The sequence below is a fragment of the Corynebacterium sp. CCM 9203 genome (assembly GCF_041357675.1).
Lineage (GTDB): Bacteria > Actinomycetota > Actinomycetes > Mycobacteriales > Mycobacteriaceae > Corynebacterium.
Genome location: NZ_JAUERY010000003.1, coordinates 56,417 through 79,238 on the forward strand (window position 1 = coordinate 56,417; position 22,822 = coordinate 79,238).

Below are 22,822 nucleotides of genomic sequence, written 5' to 3' on the forward strand. Positions count from 1 at the left end.
ACAACTGTAAAGGAGCACCACAATCATGTCCTCTCTTTCCTTCGACGAGCGTCTCGCAGATATGAAGGCGAACCGCGCCGCCACCCACTCCGGTTCCGGTCTCTACCACGCGAACATCAACGTCCTCGACCGTTCGACTCTCGAGGACGCGGTGGAGAACCCCGATAAGTACCCGAACCTGACGGTACGGGTGTCGGGCTATGCCGTGAACTTCGTGAAACTGACGAAGGAACAGCAACTCGACGTCATCTCACGTACGTTCCATGAGGGTGCCTGACACCGCCACCGGGATCATCACCCGATAAAGAACGGAAGTACCGCAAAGGAGCTGCACCACCATGTCTGACGGCATCAACTCCCCAGTCATCATCGCCCCCTCGGAGGGACCGAAGGTGCGGGGAACCGCCGAGGGCATCGGTGGTGCTCACTCCGTACTCCCCGATGACGCCGAAGGCCGCAGAAAACTGTTAGCGGCCCGGCGTACCGGTGACATCGGCCTGGTCCACTCCTGGGAGCTGGTAACCGCTGTCGACGGTCCCGGAACCCGAATGACGCTATTCCTCTCCGGATGTCCGTTGCGCTGCCAGTATTGCCACAATCCGGACACGATGGAGATGCGAACCGGAACCCTGGAAACAGCGGACGACATTATTGCCAAGGTGAAACGCTACCGGGGAGTTTTCCGCGCATCCGGAGGTGGACTTACAATTTCAGGCGGTGAACCGCTGTTCCAGATCGCGTTCGCACGGCGCGTATTCACCGCCGTCCACGACGCCGGGATCCATGTCGCTGTGGACACGTCCGGGTACCTCGGTTCCCGATTGACGGATGCAGACCTGGATTCGATTGACCTGTTTCTCCTCGACGTGAAATCCGGCGATCCGGACACGTATCGTCGAGTGACCGGCCGCGAACTGCAGCCGACGATCGATTTCGGTGATCGCCTCACGGCCGCGGGTAAGAAGATCTGGATCCGGTTCGTCCTGGTCCCCGGATTGACCGATGATTCGGAGAACGTGGAGAAGGTCTGTGACATCGTCTCCCGGTGGAAAGACAGCGTCGAGCGGGTTGAGGTGCTGCCGTTCCACAACATGGGCCGGGACAAATGGCACGAACTGGGCATGCACTACACCCTGGAGGACACCAAGCCTCCCTCCCCGGAGGCCACGGAGGCGGTACGCAACCGTTTCCGATCACGTGGTCTGACCGTGTACTAAGGTTCGGTTCCTACGTCTTATCGATGAACTCCTGTTCCTCGACCTCCACGTCACTGACCAATTGCTCCGCGAGTTCCCGATTCCTCTCGACGAGGGCAGCGGCATCCCGCGACGCGCGTTCGATCACCGGGGCGTCGTCAATCAGGTCGAGGAACTGGACACGACGGCGGCCACCGGACTGCGCTGTACCCAGGACATCTCCTTCCTGCCGTGAGCGCAGATCGAGTTCGGCTAGCCGGAAACCGTCCGACGTTGCCGCAACCGCAGTGATCCTCGCGAATGAGCGTGAGTCTTCAGGTTGGTCGGTGTGCAGAAGGCACAGTGAGGCGTGACCACCGCGTCCGACACGACCCCGGAGCTGATGCAATTGGCTCACACCGAAGTTTTCCGACTCCCGGATATACATGACGGTGGCATTGGGTACGTCGATACCCACCTCGATGACAGTGGTGGATACGAGAACATCGATGCCGCCGGCAGCGAAGTCGGACATGACCTCATCCTTGTCCTCGGGATGCATCCGTCCGTGAAGCAAACCAACGGTGAGCTCAGGGAAGATCTGTGTGCTGAGGGTCTCGAAGGTCTCGGTCACCCCACCCTCTCCGTCAATACGAGGACATACGACGAACGCCTGATGGCCTGCCGCCACTTCCTCGCGGATGCGCTCCCACGCCCGATTCACCCACGCAGGCTTGGCACCGGGAACCACAGCGCTGCTGATCGGGCGTCTACCACCGGGGAGTTCGCGGAGGGTTGACACCATGAGGTCACCGAACGCGGTCATCGCAATGGTCCGGGGAATGGGAGTCGCCGTCATGACGAGAAGGTGCGGGGTGATCCCGTCTCTTCCCACGACGCGCAACCGGTCCCGCTGTTCGACGCCGAAGCGGTGCTGTTCGTCGACAATGACGAGTCCGAGGTCAAAAAACTCGACGGTATCCTGGATCAGGGCATGGGTACCGACGACGATGTCGGTCTGCCCGGAGACAATATCAAGCAATGCCTGCCGACGTCGTGCCGTGGGCATCGATCCCGTCAGGACCGTCACGGTGGCGGGGACACCGGCTTCCATGAGCGTCGTGGTGATACTCCTCGCATGCTGGATAGCGAGCACCTCGGTCGGGGCAAGCAGAGCACACTGTTTACCGGAATCGACGACCTGGAGCATTGCCAGCAATGCGACGATTGTTTTACCTGAGCCAACCTCGCCCTGCAGCAGCCTACTCATCGGTACGGGAGCAGAAAGTTCGGCGGAGATAACGGAATTGACCGCCTGCTGCCCTTCTGTGAGTGGGAAGGGCAGATTCGCCAGCATCGAAGCCTGCTGGCCTTCCGCGTGTTCGGGGCACGCTGGGGCTATCCTGGCAGAGACATCAGCACGGCGAAGCGCCATGACGAGTGCGAGTGACAGAGCCTCATTGTACTTGAGACGCTCGATGAACGGTTCGGGTCCGCGGTCGTCAGGCTGGTGAATCCCCCGGACCGCTTCGTCAAAACCAACCATCCCCTCTGGAACGGCATCGAGTGGCTCGGGGATCGGGGGGGTCTGTGTCAGTACCGCATTCACCGCACCGAGCAGCGCCCAACTGGTCGCCCCTTTCCTCGCTGGATAGACTGCGAGGTACTCAAGCTGGGACAGCAGTTCTTCCAGTTCCTCCGGGGAACCGAATTCTCCGAGGGTGCGCAGGGAACCCGTGGCGAACTGTTTTCGTCCTGGCTCGGGGAGGATGACGTACGCCGGATGAGAGATTTCGGCCTGTCCCCGGTAGATCCGGAGTTTGCCGGAGAACATCGCCCGGACCCCGGTCTTGAGCTGACGGGCCGGTAGTTTCGCCTGGAAGAATGTGGCTGAGAGTGCGTTCGATCCATCACTGATCATAATCCGGTGCATCTGTTTCCCGGTGGATGTGTACCCGGTTTTCGCGGAGATCACGGTGCCGACGCAGGTGACGGTGTCACCGACTTCAGAATCATCGACATTCACCCCCGCACCATGATGCGACCAGGCGCGGGGAAAATGCAGGAGAAGTTCATCGACGGTAGTGTATCCGAACGCCTTCTCCAGCGATCCCGCGACCGTCTTGGGGACGAGGCCATCTATTCTCCGGGGATCCCGCCAGCCGAGCATCTCTTTACTCCACCCCAACCTCGGCCAGGTGGTCGAGCCCCTCCGCGGGGTAGACCATCACCTCAATATCACCGTTACTGACTCCATCAAGGTGGTCGGTGAATCGAGCGAGGTCGAGTTCTGCGGCGGCAGTGTCGGTGAGCAGCAGAGTAACCAGTTCACCACCACGACCGAGGAGTCGGATGCAGGTCTGTTCAAGTGCCGCCTGGAGATCATCAGCGACGAAAAGTATCCCGCTTCCGCTGGTTACCAGGATGTCCCCCCGCGCGCAGGGGCCTGCGACGGTGAGTGCGGCCTTTTCCGCCCGCTGGAGAACTGCAGTGCGCATGGATCCTGCGGCCTCGGCCATCGCGTAGGAATCCACCGCAACGGGTTGATCCGGATCATGGACCGCCAGCGCCGCGATACCACTGACGAGGCGGGCCGTCGGAAGAATCGTCATGGTACGTTCCGCCGCATGCGCCGATAATTCCGCGGAGACCATCTCTCTACGGGTGAGCAGGCCGTTCGGAAGCAGAATCACTTCACCGATACCCCGCATACGTAATTCCGCGAGAATCCTGGAGACGATGTCGGTAGTTCCGTCCACTCCGTCATCGATGTTTCGCGGCGTCGGCGTGACGACAATCGCACCAGCCTGCTGGTAGAGCTGAGCAAGCGGCCCCTCCGGGGCGACCGCCAGAACCGCCCGGCGCCTCGTCTCGACATGTGGGGTCTCCGGAAGTATCTCGAGCCGCAGATCACTCACTTCCCCGGCGCGAAACAATTCCTCGATCACGGGTCCGGGTACATCAGTGTGAATGTGGACCGTGACCGCATTCACGGAGTCGTCCGGAGATGCGGCAACCGGAGCGAGAATGAGGCTGTTCCCCATCGGTAACAGGGTTTCCCGGAGCTTCTCTGGTCGGATATGTTCTGCGAACCGGAGGAAGCACATGACCTCGAGCTCACGACTGTTTGCCCGTCGGTTGTCGCATCCCGATGGCTCCGGGGTATGTTTCTGTTTTCCGGTACTTCCGAAGGAGTCCACGACATCTTCTCCCCTGACTGTTCCCTCGATTTCATCGAGCAGCGCCTGCAGGAGGATGACGAATCCGGCACCACCTGCATCGACGACTCCGGCCGAGCGCAGAACTTCGAGCTGGGACGGAGTCTTCATCAGTGCGGTGCGCGCTGCACTGACGGCAGCGGTGGCGGTCTCCCGGAGTCCTTCTCCTGCTTGGGCCGCTGCAACGGCCGTCGCCCGGAGAACAGTGACGACGGTTCCTTCTACGGGCTCCGTGATTGCTCTGTCCACCAGGCGTACCGCGATCGCGAGGGAGTTTTTCAGACATCTCCCGTCGATGCTCCCGCTGGCTGCGGCCTGCGCGATTCCGCTCAGAACCTGGCTCAGCACCACACCCGAGTTCCCCCTCGCGCCACGAACCGATCCTGCGGCGAGAGCCGCGGCAACGGAGTGTGCGCTGTCCTGCTCCCCGTCATCCAACCTCGTTGCCTCGGAGAGCGCTGCCTCCATCGTGTACGTCATGTTCGAACCGGTATCCGCGTCAGGGACCGGGAAAACGTTCAGATCGTTGATCTCTTCCCTGCGGGTGGACAGCGCATCCACCGCCCGTTCCGCCCAGGACAGGAGGGCGGTTCCGTCGAGGGATACGTCAGAGGCCATGGTTGACTAGTCTACAGTCGCCAGTCCACGGGTTGTGCACCCTGCCCGGCGAGAATCTCGTTGGCACGACTGAACGGGCGCGAACCGAAGAAACCCCGGTGGGCCGAAAGTGGCGACGGGTGCGGTGAACATATACAGGGGGTGTTCCCGAGGAAACGCTGCGTGTTCTGCGCGTCACGTCCCCACAGAATGGCGACGAGGGGGCGGTCTCGTTCGGCGAGCGCCGTGATCGCCACTTGGGTGATCTCCTCCCATCCCTTACCACGGTGGGAGGCCGCGGCACCGGGCCTCACCGTCAAAACACGATTGAATAACGCGACCCCCTGCCTGGACCAGGGGGTCAGGTCACCGTCTTCCGGGATCGGTAGCCCGAGGTCGTCAGAGTACTCCCGGAAGATGTTGGCTAGTGACTTCGGCAATGGCCGGACACCAGGCTGGGTGGAGAAGGACAGCCCCATGGCATGGCCGGGAGTCGGGTACGGATCTTGCCCGACGATAAGCACCTTGACCTCATCAAAGGGGTAGGTGAAGGCCCTCAGCACATCGACACCCGCGGGTAGATAACCACGACCGGCTGCGTTCTCCGCGCGGAGAAAGTCTCCCATGCGATGGATCGCAGGTTCCACAGGGGAAAGAACCCGCTGCCAACCTTCTTCAACGGGGAGGGCACTGTGATCGGTGGACGGGGGCATGGGAATGTCTGTGTCACTCATGGCGTCACCAAGTCTATGTTCCCAGTGGTACCCCGGGGAAACTGTCCCACCCGACACTATGTGCCGGAGCTTCGGAATCAACGCTCACTACGGGGCAGGACGTCGCGCGGTGCCGGTGAACCGCCCCGATCACCCGGAATCCGCTGGGAGCGTCCTTTGATGTCGTCCCGATGAGGGTGTGATCCTCACCACCGGAGAGTATCCATCTCCACGGATCCTCCCCGAGGAGTTCTCCCGCTGCGGTGAGCGCAGAGTCCGGTGCGATGGCGAGCGAGGCCAGATCGATCGCCACGTCACTGCGCTGGGCGAGAGTCGTGAGATCGGCGATCAGACCGTCGGAGTTGTCCGTCATCGATGAGGCCCCCGCAGCACGGGCGATCACGCCTCTACCGGGATCAAGTGCGGGGGCGACGTGGGCATCGACCAACGCGGAGAACTCGGCGGGGACGTCATCTCTCCCGAAATGTCGCAAGAGTGCGAGGCCAGCAGCCGAGTATCCGATCCGTCCGGCGGCGATCACGGCTTGCCCCGGCCTGGCGGCATCCAGGGTCAACGCAGGCATACTTCCGCCGAGATGTCCGATGGCGCTCATGCTGACCACCAGGCGGTCTCCACAGGTGAGATCACCACCCGCGAAGTCCGCACTGTAGTCAGAAACCCGTTCACTGACGCCTCGGGCCAATTCCGTGATGAATTCGACAGGGGTATGGTCCGGCGCGGACAGCGCCAGCACGACGGCTACCGGCCGGGCGCCCATCGCCTCGATATCGGCGAAATTCTGTATCACAGCCTTCTGCCCGATCTCAGCGGCTGAGGACCAGTCGAGTCGAAAATGCCGTCCCTCAACGAGCATGTCCGTGGTGACCACAGTGCGGGTGTTCGGGTTCGGCATCGGGAGAACAGCGGCATCATCACCGTTCCGGTGCGATGGTGCTGCCTCGAGAATCGCACGAATCGTCCCCTGTTCCCCGATATCGGCAACGGTCAAGCCACTGTAGTGGAGGGGATATACGGTGGACACGGTGTCAATCACTCTTTTTCGGTGGTGGGTACGAGCAGGGGCTGGAGGCGACCGGACGGCTAGGATGGGGTTCCATGACCGCCGAGCAGTCCACTCCATTTAACCGTGTTCCACTGTTCATTGCCCTCGGACTCTCCGTGGCACTGGTGATCGGCACCCTTATCGGCGCCCGGATCGTCTATCAGCGCGCCGCCCTCCAGCCTGTCTCGATGAGCATGATCGACTCACCCGAGGCTGATTCCCCGGAGTGTGCACGCCTCACCGACACACTGCCCGACGAACTCCTCGGACACCCCCGAGCGGAGCTCACCGAACCGGCTCCCCCGGGTGCTGCGGCCTGGCGCTCCAACTCCACCACGCGGATCACCATCCGGTGCGGAGTCTCGCTACCGCTGCAGTACACGACGCTCTCCAGGCCGACAGAGGTCGACGGCACCCACTGGTTCCGAGTCGATGATGCAACCACCGGTTCATCACTGCGAACCTGGTTTTCCGTGGACACCTCCCCCGTTGTCGCCGTCACCGCAGATGACAAGTCCCTCAGCGGTACTGATCATCCCCTCGCGGAACTGTCCGGTGTACTCGGGTCCCTGCCGCACAGGAATCAAGAAGCCGCGCCGCCGCCGCTGGCAGACCTCGCGCCGGGATCATCCGACACTGACTGCGACAAACTGCTCCTCTCTCTTCCGGAGCGACTGGCCGGGGATACCGGATACGCCCGGCTCGATGATTCCGGTATCAAAGCATCAGGCCTTCCAGCGGGATCAGCAGCGTGGATCGCACCGGGGGTGGAACCCGTCGTTCTCCGATGCGGCGTCGCGGACTCCCCGTCCTACGAACCGGGTGTCCAGGTACAACAGGTCAACGACATCGCCTGGTTCGAGGATCCCAGGTTGGCGAACGGTACCACTGCGGGAGTCTGGTATGCCCTGGGGCGGACCACCAATGTCGCCGTCTCGATGCCACAGACTGCGGGGAACACCGCGATCGTCGTCATCGGTGATGCCATCACCCGCAACATTCCCGGGAAAACTGGCGCCCAGTAACCCCGGCGCCGGACTTCGCTGTTCCGTGCTTTTCACCGTTCCGTTTCCGAGGAAGGACCACAATGACCATTCTCCACAGCGGGCGACCGGATCTCCCCGGTTTCGACAGCCACGGTGGCGTCTATTCAAACCCGGAGTGGTGTGCCTTCGTAGATTCGGATGACCCCACCATGGAGCCCGCGTATTTCTCGGATGCAGCCGGAACTTTTCTTATCGCCCACTACTGCCCCGCAGAACCTCCACCGCACTATCCCCGAGGTCTCGTTTTCGGTGGGCGGGGAGGATGTACCTCCCGTCTGCTCCTTGCAGACGGTACTTCGGCTGAGCGGATTTCGGACCTGATATCCGCTGCCGTCGACATGTTTCCAGACTCCCGGGGGGCCTGGTCCTGGCCATTCCTTCCGGGAGACGATTCCGGGAGGCTCATCCGGGCCTTGGGGATCAGTGCCTCCCAGCTTCGGCTCGCCGGCGCGGACTGCACGGTCCGTGTTACCCCCGGCGGCGTCGAGGCACATATCGCCGATGCACTGCAGTCCCGCGAAAGACGGGAGGATGTACGTTCTGAACTCACAGAGTTCGCCAAAGGACCTGTCCGAATATCCGCTACCCCCGGCACAGACCCGGCGTCCCCCTCTCCTGATGTCCTGGCGCCACTGTTCCACGCGGTGGAACGAGCACACGGGCACCCCATCACAGAACTCAGGGCGCTCGAACTGCTCCGGCGTCGGCATGAGTTCCTGGCAAGATCGACAACGGTGTTCACCGCGACCGACCCCGCCGGTACCGTTACGGGATTCAGTGTGCTACGTCACGTCGGAGATGAGGCGACCGTGGACATCGTGGGACTGGCAGATCCAACATACGATTCAGCGGCTGGTCCACTTTATTCACACCTCGCGTTCTGGGCACCGCTGGAGTGGTGCGCGACACAGGACAACAGAATTCACACGCTCCATCTCGGGATGCAGGCCTTCGAAGCGAAGACCAGACGCGGGGCGGCGATGCGCTCACTGTGGACCGTCACGGTACCCGCGGAAAACATCTGTTGATTCAGTGCAATGCACGAGCTACCAGGATGTCGAGAAGCTCACTATAGGAGACCCCTGATGCGGCAAGAACCTGCGGATACATGGAGATCTGGGTGAATCCGGGCAACGTGTTCACCTCGTTGATCACTGGCCCGTCGGGGGTGGCGAAGAAATCGACCCGGGCGAGACCGTCCGCGTTCACTGCGCGGAACGCCGCGACGGCCATCCGGCGGATCTCCTCCGTCGTCGGCTCATCCAGTGGAGCCGGGATCTGCGGGGTGACCGCATCATCGAGGTACTTCGTGTCGAAGCCGTAGAAACCCTCATCTCCTGATTCAGTCCCCTGTAGCTGTGCCGGAACGGAGGCAAACAGTTGGCCGTCCGGGTACTGCAGGACACCGACCTCGACCTCTGGGCCGGTGATCTGGGATTCGACGATGACCTTATCGTCCTCTGCGAATGCCGTGTCAAGGGCCGCCGCGAAGTCACCCCAGTCCGTCACCCTGGACACCCCGATCGATGAACCGCCCTGGGCGGGTTTCACGAACACGGGCAGCCCCAGCCTCGCCCGCTCATCGGGATCGAGCTCCCGGCGTTCTCGGAGGATGATCTCCGGTGCGACGACGAGACCCGACGCCAAAAGCAGCTTCTTCGTGTACTCCTTGTCCATGCAGCACGCTGACGCCAGAACGCCGCAGCCCACGTACGGTACCCCGGAGAGCTCGAACATCCCCTGGACGGTTCCATCCTCGCCGAACCGGCCGTGCAGTGCCGGGAAGATCACGTCCACCTCGGCGTGCACCTGTCCGGCACGCTCCCCGTCAAGGATCATCAGGCACCCCCGGGACTCCGGATCGAGGGAGAGCTGGAGACGTTCCCGCAACTGCACCTCCGGCAGGCTGCGCCCGGATATGGTGAGCACCCGAGGATCGGGTTCGCCGATCGTCCACACCCCCTCGCGGGTTATTCCGACCGGCACGATCTCGTAGCGTTCCGGATCGAGGTGGGACATGATCGCGCCGCCGGTCACGCATGACACGGAGTGCTCGGAGCTGCGGCCCCCGTAGACGACCGCGACGCGGATGCGGCGATCAGATCCGGGGTTGCCCCATGCTGGGGCGGTACTGGGTTCAACGGGTGAAGTCACGACCGTCATCGTACCGAGCGCCCTGCTCGGTGTCCTCTTCCGCCCTATTCCGCCTTCTTCGAACGTCCCATCAGCGCACGGATCATGGTGTCCACGTCCATTCCGCCGTGACACACCCCAACGACCGCCTGAGTGATCGGCATCTCGACGCCATGTTCGCGGGCGAGCTGCCAGACGGACTGGGACGATATGACACCCTCGGCGACCTGGCCGTGGGTTGCCCGGGCAGCATCCTCGAGGGAGTCACCTCTACCGAGGCATTTTCCGAAGGAGCGGTTCCTGGACAGTGGCGAGGAGCAGGTCGCGATGAGGTCACCGATGCCGGCGAGACCGGCGAAGGTCCGCGCATCCGCTCCGAGGGCCTCACCGAGCCTGGAGATCTCCGCGAGGCCCCGAGTCATCAGCGAGGCGAGGGAGTTCTCCCCCAGTCCTTTCCCTGTCGCCATTCCGCAAGCCAGGGCGATGACGTTCTTGCACGCGCCGCCGATCTCACAACCGATGACGTCGTCGTTGGTGTACGGGCGGAAGTAGGGTGCAGCGAGTGCCGCCTGAACCACTTTCGCGCGCTTTTCGTCGGTGCACGCTATGACCGTCGCCGCAGGCTGTTCGAGGGCGATCTCGCGGGCGAGGTTCGGTCCCGAGAGAACGGCGATACGGTCCGGATCAACCCCGGCGACCTCGGCGATCACCTCCGTCATCCGGAGGTGCGTGCCCCGCTCGATACCCTTGGCCAGGCTCAGCAGGGTCGCTTTCTCCGGAATGAGTTCCCGCCATTCGGAAAGATTCTCCCGGAGCGTCTGGCTCGGGACCGCTAGCACAACGATGTCAGCGTCCTGCAGTGCCTTGGCAGGCCCGGACGTCGCCCAGATCTCCCTCGGCAGGACGAGCCCCGGGAGGTAATCGGTGTTCTCTCGGCTGATCTGGATGGTACGGGCGACCTCGCTGCGGCGGGCCCAGAGTGTGACGGCACTCCCGGCGTCCGCGAAGACCTTGGCGAGGGTGGTGCCCCAGGAACCGGCGCCCATGACTGCGACTCTGACCATGATCGTTCTCCTCGTCCTCGGTGTCCGGTGCGGCGAACCCCTCCGCCGACGGTTCCCAGAAAACCCTCACCCGATTCTAACGCGTACGATCCGGTCCCCCACCTTGGGGACATCCGGGAATCCTCAAGCGGCCGACCCGTGGTTTTGCGTTGCAGCAGGCATCTGACTTGACTCAGCTTCGCGTGACACCTTTCATATTGACCCGGTAACCAGTGGGAAAAGATTTCGCCGAAGCGAACTGTGTTCCCTAAGACAATAACGGCTGTCTGTAATGTTAATCACGTTTGCCGGCATGTAATTTAGTTCCTTATTAGGCTCGGAGAAGTGGAGGGGCCAAGCCTCTCCAAACTCTGAACATCCCGGCCCGGTTTAAGGCTTATCCGGCATGAGGATTAGATACGAAGACAAGTCGTGTAATCGGAGAAACCTTCAATGACACGTACTCTAGGATTAACTGTCTCACTCGTATTGCTTCTTTTGGGATCACCGACCGCCGTCGCTGACCAGCCAGAAGATTTGCAGGCACTGTCGAGAATCTCGCCAAAAAACCAAGACCCATTTCCAACAGAACGGCCCCTTGGTGCACAGCGCCTTGAAGACAGGCTGAGCGCCATCGAACCCCTTTACACTGACCGGGAAGTGGCCGAGTTGACTGTTTTTGGCTTTGGCAGAGCGGCTGAAATGAATCCTGAGCTTGCCCGCTTGTTCAGACGAATAATCCTCAACAGGTTCACCCTACTGAAGAGCAAGTTACGTTTGTTTACGACAAACTGCTCGAAAAAATCCCGGATTACCATGATGAAGTTTCGCTCAAACTGCAGAGCGGAGACCCGTATCTTACGCAGCAAGCAATTGTGACCACTGCACAGGCTCTTCGTGAGATCGAGAGGGAATACAGCCACACATCAGGAGAGAACCAATATACACCGTACGGCTGGCATGATACTCACGCCTATGTTGAACTCAATGGTACTGCTGTTTTAAATGCTGCGGTATATGCAAATATGGCTGTAGCGACTGAGGTAGCCTTCGTTCTTTACATTGTACCCGGAGCTGTCAGTTATCAGTTCCCCATGATGGCAAATACGCTGGACGGCAACCTCTTCATTGCTCAACTTTGTGAACAATTCAGAAAGTGATATCAGGTCGCAGATGACTAAGAAAATCTCATTTTTTCTCGCATTTGCTGTTTTTCTGGCGTTTAATATAGCAGGCTTATTTGCAGGTATACCCACTAACGCTGCAGCTTCACGGCAACAGGACAGTCTGCACTGGTTTTTGTACACCTTCGCTCCGCAAAACTGGGCATACTTTACCAAAGATCCCGAATCATCGGAACTGATTGTTGTCGACGGTGATTCTCTCCAAAGCCTGATGCGAACCCCTCAAAACCGTCCGTCAAATTATTTTGGCATATCTCGGAATCAACGCGCTCAAGGCCCTGAGATTGCTAAGCTTGTCTCACAGATACCAGACGACAAATGGAGGGACTGCGTCGATAGTTTCTCGTCATGCCTCAAAGATGCGCAAAAAATAACTCCTGAAGAAATTAGGAACACCTCATCACTGCAAACAATATGCGGAGACGTGATAATCACCTTGAGTCATATCACCCCTTGGTCTTATCGATCACTAACTACAGATGAATACAGGATCGAAAAGGCCGCAAAGGTACGAGTGATATGTGATGACTGATCAAAATGTGCCAATAATCAAAGAAGAATCACCGGCAAAACTCAACGCTATAATTGGATCTGCGAATATTCAATCTAAGTTCATTTCAATTGGCAGAGCAATCATCGCTGTCGCACAATTGAGCTTCATTCTCTTCACCTCGCAAGAGGCGCGATTTGCGGAGGTTGGTCCGCAACCGTTCGGACCGCGATGTCAAAGTTGGAATCAGGCCGGTCTGTACTGCGTGGTTGGTAAGGAGCATTTTACCCTGGCTGACGTGGCGATTGCGTTTGGGCTGATCCTGGTTATAAGCGGTTTCTACCCGCGTTGGACCGGAATCCTACATCTCTACATTACCTACACAATATCGACTGCAGTCACTCTTCCAGACGGCGGAGAATCTGTAGCGCTTATTTTTGTTGGCCTTCTTGCGGTTGTGAGCTTGAGTGATAACAGGCGTAATTGCTACCTCACAAACCTTGATGTCGATCTTATTCCGGAACCTTTACAGGGAGTCAGTCAGGCCGCGATCATTTTTGGGCGAGTTCAGTTGTGTTATCTTTACACTGATGCTGCGATTGCCAAGCTCGGCGTTGCCGATTGGGCAAATGGAACCGCTCTCTACTATATCGAGAAGAATGCTTTATTTGGTGATTGGTTCCAGGTTCTCGAGAGATCTGAAATTTTCGAGCATGGCTGGCTTTTAGCAGCGGCTACATGGATGCCCATAGCACTGGAATTGTTGATTGCGATTAATGTTATCGGCACCGCTAATATGCGGCGATTTGCATTCACCTTAGTTGTTATCCTGCACGGCGGTATTATATTTAATATGGGTCTTGTTAGTTTTGCCCTTATTATGATTGGCTGCTGCCTATCCATAATTACACCGCCTAATCGCTACACATATATTTCTGTTCTCTCCACATCAACAGATTCCGCTGACGTGGATGATTTCGTGGCGGTCAAGGCCGACATTCGTCCGCACCGTTTCGTTTCCCTTTTCAGATTCCACCAGGCGTTTACTCGTCCTGTGGTGTGCTGCGGGGGGGTGTCCACACAAGCCCGTTGGGGAGGTGATCTCGCTCTTGTGAAGATCGGTGAACCAGTAGAAGTACGGATGCGCTACAAGCTGACGAACAAGCTACTGAGCCACAGTCCAGAGGTAGTGGTCCACGATAGGAGAGATATGATCTCCGCCCGCCTGGGCCTGCTGAACGGGTCTCCATTCAAAGTTGAGGTCATCCCTGGTGGCAGCTCGGATCCCGGGTAGTTTTCAACCTACCGATTGCCTGGCGGGGGACCACTGTAGCAAACACTTCGCCGCTTGGTTGAGCCCGGAAATCTTATTCTCGCGTCCAAGGAAGAGGGGCTGAAGTCGCCATTCGAACAGTCGTGGGGACGGAAACATCCTCTCGATCATTTAGTCTTGCCGTGTCGCTCAAGATAACTGCTTTCGTCGGTGTCCTCCCGGTAGATAGAGGCCCATAAGCTTGAGTGACCCCGGCACTACGTTGGATGTAAATGTATCTGCTGTCCCATCTACTACGTATAGTAGGTGGGACTTTTATTTCTTTACTGACCCAGATGCACACGAAAAGAGCCCGGACACAGTAAACGGTGTGGGCCGAGCGGGTTTACTGGGGCTTTCTCGTTGCAAGAGGGGATCGCCTGTGGTGATGATCTACCGGGTGGTTTCTGCCTTTCTACGTGCCGTTTTCTTCCAGTAAACGTGGTTACATCACCCCGGTTTCGCCCACACGACACTCCGGGATGGACAATGATGAGGAAAGCACCCGTAAAACCAGCCAAGGAGAGTGGAAGCCAGATGGCAAAGAAATCGAGCGAGTCCGACAAGGACCGCAGTAATGCGCTGAATGTGACAGGGCGTTATCAGTCTATCCCGGCTCATCCCGCCGATGAGTTCCGCCGTTGCACACTTGCCTCCGGAGCTGTGCTGTGGCGCGGCGAGCTCACCGATCCGGAGAGCGTCGAGGTAGCGGTCATCCACCGTCCGCGCTACGACGACTGGTCGTTGGCCAAGGGAAAGGTTGATCCGGGCGAGTCCCTGCCTCAGACCGCCGCCCGCGAGATCGTTGAGGAAACCGGTTACGAGGTCCGGTTGGGGAAACTCCTCGGCCGAGTGACCTACCCGGTCGCCGACCGAACCAAGGTCGTTTACTACTTCACCGCGAAGGTCACCGGTGGGGAATTCACCACCAACGATGAGGTCGATGAGGTCCGCTGGCTGCCGATAACGCAGGCCCGCGGCCTGCTGAGCTACGACGTCGACCGGCAGGTCCTGGACAAGGCGGCCAAGCGGCTGGCGGTCCCGGTGGACACCCGTCTTCTTCTGGTTCGGCACGCACACGCCTTCGCGCGCCGCACCTGGTCCGGCAACGATGACGTCCGCCCACTGGACAAGAAGGGCCGCCGCCAGGCGACTGCTCTGACGGAGTTACTCGCCCCCTACCGGCCCGACCGCATCTACTCGGCTAAACCTGACCGCTGCGTCGCCACGGCAGAGCCCCTCGCCGCGCACCTCGGCCTCGACATCGAGTCCGATGTGCTGCTGGGCGATGAGGGGTGGATCACCGCGATGAAGGAGTCGAAGAAACGCTTCCGGGAGGTCATCTCCGGTGGTGGAACCCCGGTGGTGATTTCCCAGGGACTCACGATTCCTGATGTCGTCGCGTGGCTGTCCGCCGAGGGGCGACTGCCCTTGCATGAACCGGAGGCGAAGAAGGCCTCGGTGTGGGTTCTCACCTTCACCACCGACGGCGAGCTCACCGGGGCGGACTACCTCGTGAGTCCCCTGCCCTTAAAATAGGGCGTACATTTCCCGCCGCGGGGCATCTGATTGGCCACCATCGGCAGCTCCCCGCTACACAGTTCGCAAGGAGACCCCATGGATATCGGCCTCAAGATCAAACAGTCACTCGCCTCGTATTTCGGGGTGCTCCATCCCGGGATCGATCGTCCGACGCGACTGACCGGAACGACACTGGCAGCTATCGTGTTCTTCGTCGCCAGCACCCTCTACGGCGTCTGGATCTCCACCCCGGAGCAGCATCGCGTCGAGGTGATCCAGTGTATCGTCATCGTCGTTCTGATCGTTGGCATCCATCGCTTCGCGCAGGCAATGGACGACGACGATTTCACGTACCTCTGAGCGGCGGGTCCGCAGTGCACCCCCAGGTCACGCCCGGCGGGTCACCGGTTTGAACGCCGGCCGCGCGGCTTCGAAGCGGCTGATCGCGGGTTCGTCCCGCAAGGTCAACCCGATGTCGTCCAGGCCTTCAAGTAGCCGCCAGCGGGTGTAGTCGTCGACGGAGAAAGGCAGGACGTGGGATCCGGCGGTCACGGTGCGTTCGACGAGATCCACGGTGAGTTCCATGCCTGGATCGGCGTCCATCAGTTTCCACAGGAGATCGATGTCGGTCTGTTCCATCTGTGCGGCGAGCAGCCCGGATTTACCAGCATTGCCACGGAAGATGTCGGCGAACCTGGATGAGAACACGACCCGGAACCCGTAGTCGATGAGCGCCCACACGGCGTGTTCTCGTGAGGAACCGGTCCCGAAGTCGGAGCCCGCGACGAGAATCGATCCGTTGCGGAACGCATCGTGGTTGAGCACGAACTCGGGGTCTTTCCGCCAGCCTTCGAACAGCGCATCCTCGAATCCGGTGCGGGTGACGCGTTTAAGGTAGACGGCGGGCAGGATCTGGTCCGTGTCTACGTTTGAACGTTTCAGTGGAACTCCGACACCTGTAAATTCAGTGAACTTCTCCATTTTCTCTCCTGCGGCGCTCAGGCACTCGCGAGTGCGGGCACGGGCTCGAGGTCGGACGGCGCGGCAAGATGCCCCGACACGGCGGTAGCTGCGGCGACCTGCGGGGATACGAGGTGAGTTCGCCCACCAGGCCCCTGTCTGCCTTCAAAGTTCCGGTTCGATGTCGACGCCGCCCGTTCGCCTGGCTGGAGTTTATCCGGGTTCATCGCCAGGCACATGGAACAGCCGGGTTGGCGCCAGTCGGCTCCCGCAGCGCGGATAATCGCGTCAAGTCCCTCAGCCTCGGCCTGCGCCCGCACCGCGGCGGAACCGGGGACGACGAGCATGCGTACCCCGTCGGCGATGCGACGACCGTTGAGAACTGCAGCGACCGCACGCATGTCCTCGATCCGGCCATTGGTGCACGAGCCGACGAACACAGTGTCGACGGAGATCTCGCGCAGCGGGGTCCCCGGAACAAGATCCATGTAGGTTAGGGCTTTCTCAGCCGCTGCGCGGTCCGTCTCGTCGGTGAAATCCTCCGGGTACGGAATAGACCCATCGAGAGGTAGCCCCTGGCCGGGGTTGGTACCCCAGGTGACGTAGGGGGTCAACGCAGAGCCGTCGATCTCGATGACGGTGTCAAACTCAGCTCCCTCGTCGGTGCGAAGGCTACGCCAGTAGTCGACAGCAGCGTCCCAGTCCGCTCCCGTCGGTGCGTGTCGACGCCCACGAAGGTAGTCGAAGGTGACCTCGTCAGGGGCGATCATGCCCGCCCGTGCACCAGCTTCGATAGACATGTTGCACACGGTCATACGTGCTTCCATCGAGAGTTTCTCGATGGCCTCACCCCGGTATTCAATGATGTGCCCTTGTCCGCCACCTGTTCCGATCTGGGCAATGATAGCGAGAATTAGGTCCTTGGCAGTGACATCGTCCCGGAGCGTTCCCGAGACGTTGACGGCCATGGTTTTGAATGGACGGAGCGACAGCGTCTGGGTGGCCATGACATGCTCAACCTCGGAGGTACCGATGCCGAAGGCAATCGCCCCGAACGCCCCGTGGGTCGCGGTATGACTGTCCCCGCAGACAACGGTCATACCGGGCTGTGTCAAACCCAGTTGTGGACCCGCGACGTGAACGATCCCCTGTTCTCTAGTCCCCATGGGAAAAATGGGGACACCGAACTCCTCACAGTTTTTCCGCAGGGTGTCGACCTGGGTACGGGAGATGAGATCCGCGATCTCGATGACCGCACCAGTCGTAATACCTGCGGTAGGCACGTTGTGGTCTTCGGTCGCGAGCGTGAGGTCCGGTCGACGAAGCCTACGCCCAGCAATCCGCAGTCCGTCGAACGCCTGCGGAGACGTCACCTCGTGTAGGAGGTGCAGATCGATGTACACCAGATCTGGATCATCACCGTCCCCTTTCGCCACGATGTGATCCGACCAGACCTTCTCCGCGAGGGTGCGTGGGCCGACTACCGTAACAGCGGTGGCAGCGACATCATTCGGGCCGGTCATGTCGGAGAACCTCCGTGCGTGAAAAACTGTGGGTGGCGCGGAAAGCTCCAACACTTCCCCTCGCCTTCCCACAACATGGGATGTTAGTATCAGAATATGGGACAGTATAACGCACCGGACAGTGCCGAAGGAAGCGGGATCAAGGTCCTCGACCGCGCAGTCCTGATCCTCAGCACTGTCGCCGAACACCCTCGATCACTGGCGGAACTCTGCGAATCGACAGGTCTCCCCAGGGCCACAGCACATCGGCTCGCCACAGCCCTCGAGGTCCACAACATGCTGACCCGCACCACCGACGGCAAATGGTCCATCGGGCGAACACTCACCACGCTCGGCGCACATGCCTCCGATAAGCTCATCGATGCCGCCCGTCCCGTAATGAGCGGCCTCATGGAGACCACCGGAGAATCTGTCCAACTTTACCGGCTCACCGGCACCACCCGAACCTGTATTGCCTCGCTCGAGCCCCCGTCCGGACTCCAGAACACGGTCCCGGTGGGCTCCAGAATGCCGCTCACGGCCGGTTCTGCAGCCCGTGTCTTCATGGCCTACGCCTCCCCGCAACTCCGCGGAATCATCCTCCCCGAGGCCGCGTTTACCACCGATGACCTCGAACGCGTGCGTCGCCTGGGATACGCGGAGTCAGTCAGTGAACGTGAGGCGGGGCTCGCTTCTCTCAGCGCACCAGTATTCGAAGACGCCGCAATGGTCGCGGCCTTGTCCGTCTCAGGACCTGCGGAACGCCTCCGCCCACACCCAGGACAAAAATGGGGCATGGAGCTCAGTCGGGCAGCACGCGACTTGTCGGCAATGCTGTAGATACCGATCATCCAAACACAACCGCTGCCAAGGACCCCCACCCTGATAGGTTCCTCCGCAGATTAACCATGCCGCTCCCTGCATCCACTATCACCCTCATGAGGAAAACAGAGCGCAAAAACACACCGTCAATAACCAAACCATCGGAACTCTCCTCACCTGGGTCCGCACCGGAGAAATATCCATCCCAGAGATTAAACGGCCATTCGTCTGACCAACCACAAAGTTCGTGATCTACTCGACTCACTCTATAAAGGCTATCCCATCGGTTACATCATCACATGACACAACCCCGATGTAGGCGCCAAAGACGGGAAAATTTCCGCCGACCGTAAGGTTATCATCGACGGTCGGCAACGAATAACGGATCTTACCGCCGCCATTGTCGGACACCCGGTAGTAAAGAAAGATTACAGTGAAACTCAAATCCGAATCTCATTCAATCCACTGACCGGATAGTTTGCGACACACACTCCAGCTATCGCAAAAAACAAAGAGTGAATCGAAAATATATCAACAATTCTGTCAGAAAAATCGAGAATATTTTCCCCTGCCGAGATTATCTAAGACGAAACCCACATGCCGATGAATACTTGACACAGGAGAATATCGAATATCTGCGCGATATAAAAATAGTCCGGTAGGTGTTGTCGAGCTAGAGGGAGAACTCGACATTGAAACCGTTACCGAAATATTTATCCAAATAAACTCCAAAGTCATGGTGCTCGGACCGGTAGATTTTGTGATGTCCAAAATCGCCCCCTACGGACAGTTCGTAGCCATGCTCCGAAAGCTAATAGATTACTTCTTCCACCTCTCTGAGAACCTAAACTTTTACTGCACCATCGTAGCTAATGATAAAGAATTCACCGACAGTGTCTACTTGTCAAAAATAGAGTGGCCCAGGAACGAAAATGACCAATTATACATTCCGTCATATGCAGATATAACCAGGGTTGCTTTTATGAAAGAGTTCGAACGAGGAAAGGTAACTGAACCGGCAAACCTCCTCTCCGGAAGAAACTTTGAGACACGAAGTATCGAAAAGGACATCGAAGAGAGTCATTCAAAAAGCTTGAACATGGAATTTTGAGCTTCGTCAACGAACACAACTTCAAACAGTTCTTGATGATAATCCGCTCAACAGGATTCATCACTCCATCGATGATTACATCAAAGACTGCGCTAAATTTTTCATACACATGAAATCTCATCCTCCGAGACTCCGATGTGGAGATGAACAAGATTCAACCCATCATTTGACGATGGTTCGTCTCAAGTCTCCTGACCGGACGCTATACCAACTCTCCAGAAACCACCATGAACGCCGATCTACGCACCATTGCACAGCGGGGTACAGAAACGGTGTTGGACGGAATCGAAAAGGCACAGTTATCCAACGCATTCTGGAATGTCGGAATACTCCAGAGAATGGAGAAAACATTGGTCCAGAACCCGATTCTCAAAACATTCTGGGCCGCCCAGGTAAGAAATGGCGACAAAAGATTTTTATCCTCAGACACCGACATACGTAGCATACTGGAGCAGCGCGGCGACATTCACCACATCTTCCCGAGAAACTACCTAAAAAACAGGGATTCTCCGATCAGAATATCAAGCAGATAGCAAATTACGTCTACACAGAAACCTGGGTGAATATACGCATCAATGACGCCTCACCGCAAGAGTACTTCGGAGAAATAAAGAAACAGATACGTGAAGGAAAACCCATACACGGAGCGATTATTGACCATAATAAGATTATCGAAAATCTCTGCCAAAACTATATTCCGAAATCAGTACTTGACATGGATGCCAACAGCTACGCAAAATTTCTCATTTTCCGCCACACACTGATAGCACAAAAACTACGCACCTACTACGAAGCACTCTATCTAGCACCTGGGCCAACAACCATCAATCAGTAATTCTGGATTCCGGCTCGGGAAGATCAAAAAAGAAGTGGCAGAGACCCTTTACGGATCTCTGCCACTTTTTGTACCCCGTACGGGATTTGAACCCGTGTTACCGCCGTGAGAGGGCGGCGTCCTAGGCCCCTAGACGAACGGGGCGTGCCTCGTGGACCCACCCTACTCTATGCGACCAGACCAGATGAACCAAATCGCCTGTACAAGACTAATTTTGACATCCCCAAACACCGTCCCGCCACCAAAACCCCGGGGCAGACATCAAGACCTTTACACAACCTCAACCAAAATGCTAAATTATGTTTACGATTATTTTAGGGTAGACTAATTTAAGGAGACAGATGACTAGCTCCCCCCACCTTTACCCACATCAGGATATTCTCGAGGTCAGGGAACTCCGCTGCTTACGGGGCGAGAATGAGGTTCTCCAGAACGTTGACCTGACGATCCCCTCCGGAGGTATCCTCGCTGTTCTCGGTGCGAACGGCGCCGGCAAGACTACGTTGATCAACGTCCTGAGCACACTCATTCCGTTCTCTTCCGGCTCAGTGAAAGTGGCCGGCCACGATCTCGCGACCGACAGCGCCGGAGTGCGGGAAGCCATATCACTCACGGGCCAGTTCGCCGCTGTCGACCATGAGCTCACCGGGATGGAGAACCTGATCTTCTTCGGACGCCTCGCGGGGCTGTCCAGGAAATCAGCGCATGATCGCGCGGTAGAGTTGCTCGACGAATTCAACCTGAGTGACGCCGCGAACAAGCGCCTGTCCGATTATTCGGGAGGGATGCGTCGCCGCCTCGACATCGCCGCGTCACTCGTCGTACCACCAGCGCTTCTGTTCCTCGACGAACCATCAACGGGACTCGACCCGGAATCTCGGGAGGCACTGTGGACACAGATTCTCGATCTCCGTGATCACGGGATGTCGATTCTATTGACAACCCAATATCTGGAGGAGGCAGATCGTCTGGCGGACCGGGTCGCGTTACTCAAGGGGGGCCGGATCGTCGCCGTCGACACCCCACACAATCTCAAATCGGAGTACGGACGCCACCGGTGTTCCGTTGCCTTTCCCGACCACAGCTCAGCAGCCACCGCAGGACAACTGTTGATCGCCCGGGGTTACACCGATGAGGACAACGATCTCGTGGTGAATGACACCGTCGTCAAACTTCTTGTGAGCGGGGGTTTCACTGAACTCAATCCGCTGCTCCAAGCGATTGATTCCGCAGGACTCACCATCACGGACGTGGGAATGACTCCCCCATCGTTGGATGACGTCTACTTCGCACTGGCCCGTTCGGGCACTGCGCCGTCCCGCGGGACAGACAGGAGCAACCGATGAATACCATCACCGCCCTATGGGCCAGAGGGGTCGTGCGCATCCTCCGAAACCGTGCGGCGGTGATCTCAGCGACATTCATACCCGGTATCTTTCTCGTGTGCTTCTACAGCGTGTTTTCTGATGCCACCGCTATCTTCGGGATCGACTACGCGACTTTCCTCTTTCCGGCGGCGGTGATGCAGGTGATCATCTTCACTGCCGGTGGCTCCGCGCTTGAGGTGGCACTCGACCATGAAAACGGAATCCACGCACGACTGGCGACGATGTCGATCCACCCAAGCCAGATCGTCACCGGAAGACTCTTGGCCGACACCACCCGAGCGATCATCTCCGGTGGCATCGTCACCGCTGTCGCGGCGTTTCTGGGCGCGGGCGTGGATGACGGAGTGTGGCGGATCGGCGTAGTGTTCCTCATTTTCCTCTTGCTCACGCTCGCTTTCTGCGCCGGATTCTGCGGGCTGAGTCTGCTCGGGCGCAAACCGACGTCCACAGCGCTGCTGATCCAGTCACTGGTCATGCCATTCATTATCTTCTCCACGGCATTCATCCCGGCGGAAGCGCTTTCCTCCAGTGTCCGACCCTTCATCACTCACATGCCACTATCTCCGATCCTCGATAGTGTCCGCGTAATCATGACCGGTTCCGACCTTGATCGCGGGACGACCATCGAGGCGGCTGTCTGGCTGGTCGTCCTCGCGATTCTCGCGATCATCGGTTTCTCTGCGGCTTTCTCCAAGGAGCGTAAGTGACC

The 22,822-nt window shown here is 58.7% G+C and carries 24 protein-coding genes and 1 tRNA gene; 16 read left to right on the forward strand and 9 right to left on the reverse strand.

Annotated elements, in window-relative coordinates; genetic code table 11:
• Positions 1 to 25: 25 nt before the first annotated feature.
• A complete protein-coding gene (grcA2, locus tag QWU44_RS06960; RefSeq protein ID WP_370914970.1) occupies positions 26 to 277 on the forward strand; it encodes an autonomous glycyl radical cofactor GrcA2 in 252 nt (83 codons plus the stop codon).
• 61 nt (positions 278 to 338) lie between these two features.
• Positions 339 to 1,217 carry a pyruvate formate-lyase-activating protein gene (gene pflA, locus QWU44_RS06965; RefSeq protein WP_370914971.1) on the forward strand — a complete coding sequence of 293 codons (879 nt, stop codon included), beginning with the start codon at positions 339 to 341 and terminating at the stop codon, positions 1,215 to 1,217.
• 10 nt (positions 1,218 to 1,227) lie between these two features.
• Here pflA and QWU44_RS06970 read toward each other — a convergent pair whose 3' ends face one another.
• From QWU44_RS06970 to QWU44_RS06985, 4 genes are read right to left on the reverse strand one after another with little or no spacing between them, the layout of a single operon-like run.
• Positions 1,228 to 3,345: an ATP-dependent DNA helicase RecG gene (locus QWU44_RS06970; RefSeq protein WP_370914972.1), complete on the reverse strand. Its 2,118-nt coding sequence runs from the start codon at positions 3,343 to 3,345 to the stop codon at positions 1,228 to 1,230.
• A 4-nt stretch (positions 3,346 to 3,349) separates the two neighbouring features.
• Positions 3,350 to 5,011, reverse strand: a complete 1,662-nt coding sequence (locus QWU44_RS06975; RefSeq protein WP_370914973.1) for a DAK2 domain-containing protein — start codon at positions 5,009 to 5,011, stop codon at positions 3,350 to 3,352.
• A gap of 11 nt (positions 5,012 to 5,022) precedes the next feature.
• Positions 5,023 to 5,724, reverse strand: coding sequence for a uracil-DNA glycosylase (locus QWU44_RS06980; RefSeq protein WP_370914974.1), 702 nt, complete (start codon positions 5,722 to 5,724; stop codon positions 5,023 to 5,025).
• Between the two features lie 13 nt (positions 5,725 to 5,737).
• Positions 5,738 to 6,712, reverse strand: coding sequence for a thiamine-phosphate kinase (locus tag QWU44_RS06985; RefSeq protein WP_370914975.1), 975 nt, complete (start codon positions 6,710 to 6,712; stop codon positions 5,738 to 5,740).
• A 107-nt stretch (positions 6,713 to 6,819) separates the two neighbouring features.
• On the opposite strand from QWU44_RS06985, the gene QWU44_RS06990 reads away from it, so the two are divergent.
• Positions 6,820 to 7,791 (forward strand): DUF3515 domain-containing protein, encoded by a 972-nt coding sequence (locus QWU44_RS06990; RefSeq protein ID WP_370914976.1) that lies wholly within the window; start codon positions 6,820 to 6,822, stop codon positions 7,789 to 7,791.
• 62 nt (positions 7,792 to 7,853) lie between these two features.
• Positions 7,854 to 8,840, forward strand: a complete 987-nt coding sequence (locus QWU44_RS06995) for a hypothetical protein (RefSeq protein WP_370914977.1) — start codon at positions 7,854 to 7,856, stop codon at positions 8,838 to 8,840.
• Position 8,841: 1 nt separating this feature from the next.
• Here QWU44_RS06995 and QWU44_RS07000 read toward each other — a convergent pair whose 3' ends face one another.
• A complete protein-coding gene (locus tag QWU44_RS07000; protein WP_370914978.1) occupies positions 8,842 to 9,966 on the reverse strand; it encodes a D-alanine--D-alanine ligase family protein in 1,125 nt (374 codons plus the stop codon).
• Positions 9,967 to 10,010: 44 nt separating this feature from the next.
• Positions 10,011 to 11,009 (reverse strand): NAD(P)H-dependent glycerol-3-phosphate dehydrogenase, encoded by a 999-nt coding sequence (locus QWU44_RS07005; RefSeq protein ID WP_370914979.1) that lies wholly within the window; start codon positions 11,007 to 11,009, stop codon positions 10,011 to 10,013.
• 432 nt (positions 11,010 to 11,441) lie between these two features.
• Here QWU44_RS07005 and QWU44_RS07010 point away from each other — a divergent pair, with 432 nt between their 5' ends.
• From QWU44_RS07010 to QWU44_RS07035, 6 genes are all read left to right on the forward strand, one after another.
• Complete coding sequence (locus tag QWU44_RS07010) at positions 11,442 to 11,867, forward strand: hypothetical protein (protein WP_370914980.1); 426 nt, start codon at positions 11,442 to 11,444, stop codon at positions 11,865 to 11,867.
• On the forward strand, positions 11,864 to 12,148 hold the full coding sequence (locus QWU44_RS07015; protein WP_370914981.1) for a hypothetical protein: 285 nt from the start codon (positions 11,864 to 11,866) through the stop codon (positions 12,146 to 12,148). Before QWU44_RS07010 ends, QWU44_RS07015 begins: the two co-directional genes overlap by 4 nt.
• Positions 12,149 to 12,161: 13 nt before the next feature.
• Positions 12,162 to 12,704, forward strand: a complete 543-nt coding sequence (locus QWU44_RS07020) for an SdpA family antimicrobial peptide system protein (protein ID WP_370914982.1) — start codon at positions 12,162 to 12,164, stop codon at positions 12,702 to 12,704.
• Positions 12,697 to 13,956, forward strand: coding sequence for a sporulation-delaying protein SdpB family protein (locus QWU44_RS07025; protein ID WP_370914983.1), 1,260 nt, complete (start codon positions 12,697 to 12,699; stop codon positions 13,954 to 13,956). Before QWU44_RS07020 ends, QWU44_RS07025 begins: the two co-directional genes overlap by 8 nt.
• A 555-nt stretch (positions 13,957 to 14,511) precedes the next feature.
• A complete protein-coding gene (locus QWU44_RS07030) occupies positions 14,512 to 15,513 on the forward strand; it encodes an NUDIX domain-containing protein (protein WP_370914984.1) in 1,002 nt (333 codons plus the stop codon).
• A 78-nt stretch (positions 15,514 to 15,591) separates the two neighbouring features.
• Positions 15,592 to 15,855, forward strand: a complete 264-nt coding sequence (locus QWU44_RS07035) for a hypothetical protein (RefSeq protein WP_370914985.1) — start codon at positions 15,592 to 15,594, stop codon at positions 15,853 to 15,855.
• Between the two features lie 27 nt (positions 15,856 to 15,882).
• Here the strand turns inward: QWU44_RS07035 and leuD are convergent, their stop codons facing one another.
• Positions 15,883 to 16,476: a 3-isopropylmalate dehydratase small subunit gene (gene leuD, locus QWU44_RS07040; protein WP_370914986.1), complete on the reverse strand. Its 594-nt coding sequence runs from the start codon at positions 16,474 to 16,476 to the stop codon at positions 15,883 to 15,885.
• A gap of 17 nt (positions 16,477 to 16,493) precedes the next feature.
• A complete protein-coding gene (gene leuC / locus QWU44_RS07045; RefSeq protein ID WP_370914987.1) occupies positions 16,494 to 17,978 on the reverse strand; it encodes a 3-isopropylmalate dehydratase large subunit in 1,485 nt (494 codons plus the stop codon).
• A 96-nt stretch (positions 17,979 to 18,074) separates the two neighbouring features.
• Here leuC and QWU44_RS07050 point away from each other — a divergent pair, with 96 nt between their 5' ends.
• The 4 genes from QWU44_RS07050 (at position 18,075) to QWU44_RS07065 (ending at position 20,725) form a co-directional block, all read left to right on the forward strand.
• Complete coding sequence (locus tag QWU44_RS07050; RefSeq protein ID WP_370914988.1) at positions 18,075 to 18,797, forward strand: IclR family transcriptional regulator; 723 nt, start codon at positions 18,075 to 18,077, stop codon at positions 18,795 to 18,797.
• 718 nt (positions 18,798 to 19,515) lie between these two features.
• Positions 19,516 to 19,890 (forward strand): hypothetical protein, encoded by a 375-nt coding sequence (locus QWU44_RS07055; protein ID WP_370914989.1) that lies wholly within the window; start codon positions 19,516 to 19,518, stop codon positions 19,888 to 19,890.
• Positions 19,891 to 20,117: 227 nt separating this feature from the next.
• Positions 20,118 to 20,423 (forward strand): hypothetical protein, encoded by a 306-nt coding sequence (locus QWU44_RS07060; protein ID WP_370914990.1) that lies wholly within the window; start codon positions 20,118 to 20,120, stop codon positions 20,421 to 20,423.
• A 26-nt stretch (positions 20,424 to 20,449) separates the two neighbouring features.
• Entirely contained in the window at positions 20,450 to 20,725 is a 276-nt protein-coding gene (locus QWU44_RS07065; protein WP_370914991.1) for a hypothetical protein, read from the forward strand.
• Positions 20,726 to 20,796: 71 nt separating this feature from the next.
• Here QWU44_RS07065 and QWU44_RS07070 read toward each other — a convergent pair.
• Positions 20,797 to 20,869, reverse strand: a tRNA-Glu gene (locus tag QWU44_RS07070).
• Positions 20,870 to 21,066: 197 nt separating this feature from the next.
• On the opposite strand from QWU44_RS07070, the gene QWU44_RS07075 reads away from it, so the two are divergent.
• On the forward strand, positions 21,067 to 22,071 hold the full coding sequence (locus QWU44_RS07075) for an ATP-binding cassette domain-containing protein (RefSeq protein WP_370914992.1): 1,005 nt from the start codon (positions 21,067 to 21,069) through the stop codon (positions 22,069 to 22,071).
• Positions 22,068 to 22,820 (forward strand): ABC transporter permease, encoded by a 753-nt coding sequence (locus tag QWU44_RS07080; protein WP_370914993.1) that lies wholly within the window; start codon positions 22,068 to 22,070, stop codon positions 22,818 to 22,820. Before QWU44_RS07075 ends, QWU44_RS07080 begins: the two co-directional genes overlap by 4 nt.
• Positions 22,821 to 22,822: the final 2 nt, after the last annotated feature.

What these genes read in the sequence shown, in the direction of transcription:
- grcA2 (WP_370914970.1), top strand. Translation starts at nt 26, where the DNA reads ATGTCCTCTCTTTCCTTCGACGAGCGTCTCGCAGATATGAAGGCGAAC.
- pflA (WP_370914971.1), top strand. Translation starts at nt 339, where the DNA reads ATGTCTGACGGCATCAACTCCCCAGTCATCATCGCCCCCTCGGAGGGA.
- QWU44_RS06970 (WP_370914972.1), bottom strand. Translation starts at nt 3,345, where the DNA reads ATGCTCGGCTGGCGGGATCCCCGGAGAATAGATGGCCTCGTCCCCAAG.
- QWU44_RS06975 (WP_370914973.1), bottom strand. Translation starts at nt 5,011, where the DNA reads ATGGCCTCTGACGTATCCCTCGACGGAACCGCCCTCCTGTCCTGGGCG.
- QWU44_RS06980 (WP_370914974.1), bottom strand. Translation starts at nt 5,724, where the DNA reads ATGAGTGACACAGACATTCCCATGCCCCCGTCCACCGATCACAGTGCC.
- QWU44_RS06990 (WP_370914976.1), top strand. Translation starts at nt 6,820, where the DNA reads ATGACCGCCGAGCAGTCCACTCCATTTAACCGTGTTCCACTGTTCATT.
- QWU44_RS06995 (WP_370914977.1), top strand. Translation starts at nt 7,854, where the DNA reads ATGACCATTCTCCACAGCGGGCGACCGGATCTCCCCGGTTTCGACAGC.
- QWU44_RS07005 (WP_370914979.1), bottom strand. Translation starts at nt 11,009, where the DNA reads ATGGTCAGAGTCGCAGTCATGGGCGCCGGTTCCTGGGGCACCACCCTC.
- QWU44_RS07010 (WP_370914980.1), top strand. Translation starts at nt 11,442, where the DNA reads ATGACACGTACTCTAGGATTAACTGTCTCACTCGTATTGCTTCTTTTG.
- QWU44_RS07020 (WP_370914982.1), top strand. Translation starts at nt 12,162, where the DNA reads ATGACTAAGAAAATCTCATTTTTTCTCGCATTTGCTGTTTTTCTGGCG.
- QWU44_RS07025 (WP_370914983.1), top strand. Translation starts at nt 12,697, where the DNA reads ATGACTGATCAAAATGTGCCAATAATCAAAGAAGAATCACCGGCAAAA.
- QWU44_RS07030 (WP_370914984.1), top strand. Translation starts at nt 14,512, where the DNA reads ATGGCAAAGAAATCGAGCGAGTCCGACAAGGACCGCAGTAATGCGCTG.
- QWU44_RS07035 (WP_370914985.1), top strand. Translation starts at nt 15,592, where the DNA reads ATGGATATCGGCCTCAAGATCAAACAGTCACTCGCCTCGTATTTCGGG.
- leuD (WP_370914986.1), bottom strand. Translation starts at nt 16,476, where the DNA reads ATGGAGAAGTTCACTGAATTTACAGGTGTCGGAGTTCCACTGAAACGT.
- leuC (WP_370914987.1), bottom strand. Translation starts at nt 17,978, where the DNA reads ATGACCGGCCCGAATGATGTCGCTGCCACCGCTGTTACGGTAGTCGGC.
- QWU44_RS07050 (WP_370914988.1), top strand. Translation starts at nt 18,075, where the DNA reads ATGGGACAGTATAACGCACCGGACAGTGCCGAAGGAAGCGGGATCAAG.
- QWU44_RS07055 (WP_370914989.1), top strand. Translation starts at nt 19,516, where the DNA reads ATGGTGCTCGGACCGGTAGATTTTGTGATGTCCAAAATCGCCCCCTAC.
- QWU44_RS07060 (WP_370914990.1), top strand. Translation starts at nt 20,118, where the DNA reads ATGAACGCCGATCTACGCACCATTGCACAGCGGGGTACAGAAACGGTG.
- QWU44_RS07075 (WP_370914992.1), top strand. Translation starts at nt 21,067, where the DNA reads ATGACTAGCTCCCCCCACCTTTACCCACATCAGGATATTCTCGAGGTC.
- QWU44_RS07080 (WP_370914993.1), top strand. Translation starts at nt 22,068, where the DNA reads ATGAATACCATCACCGCCCTATGGGCCAGAGGGGTCGTGCGCATCCTC.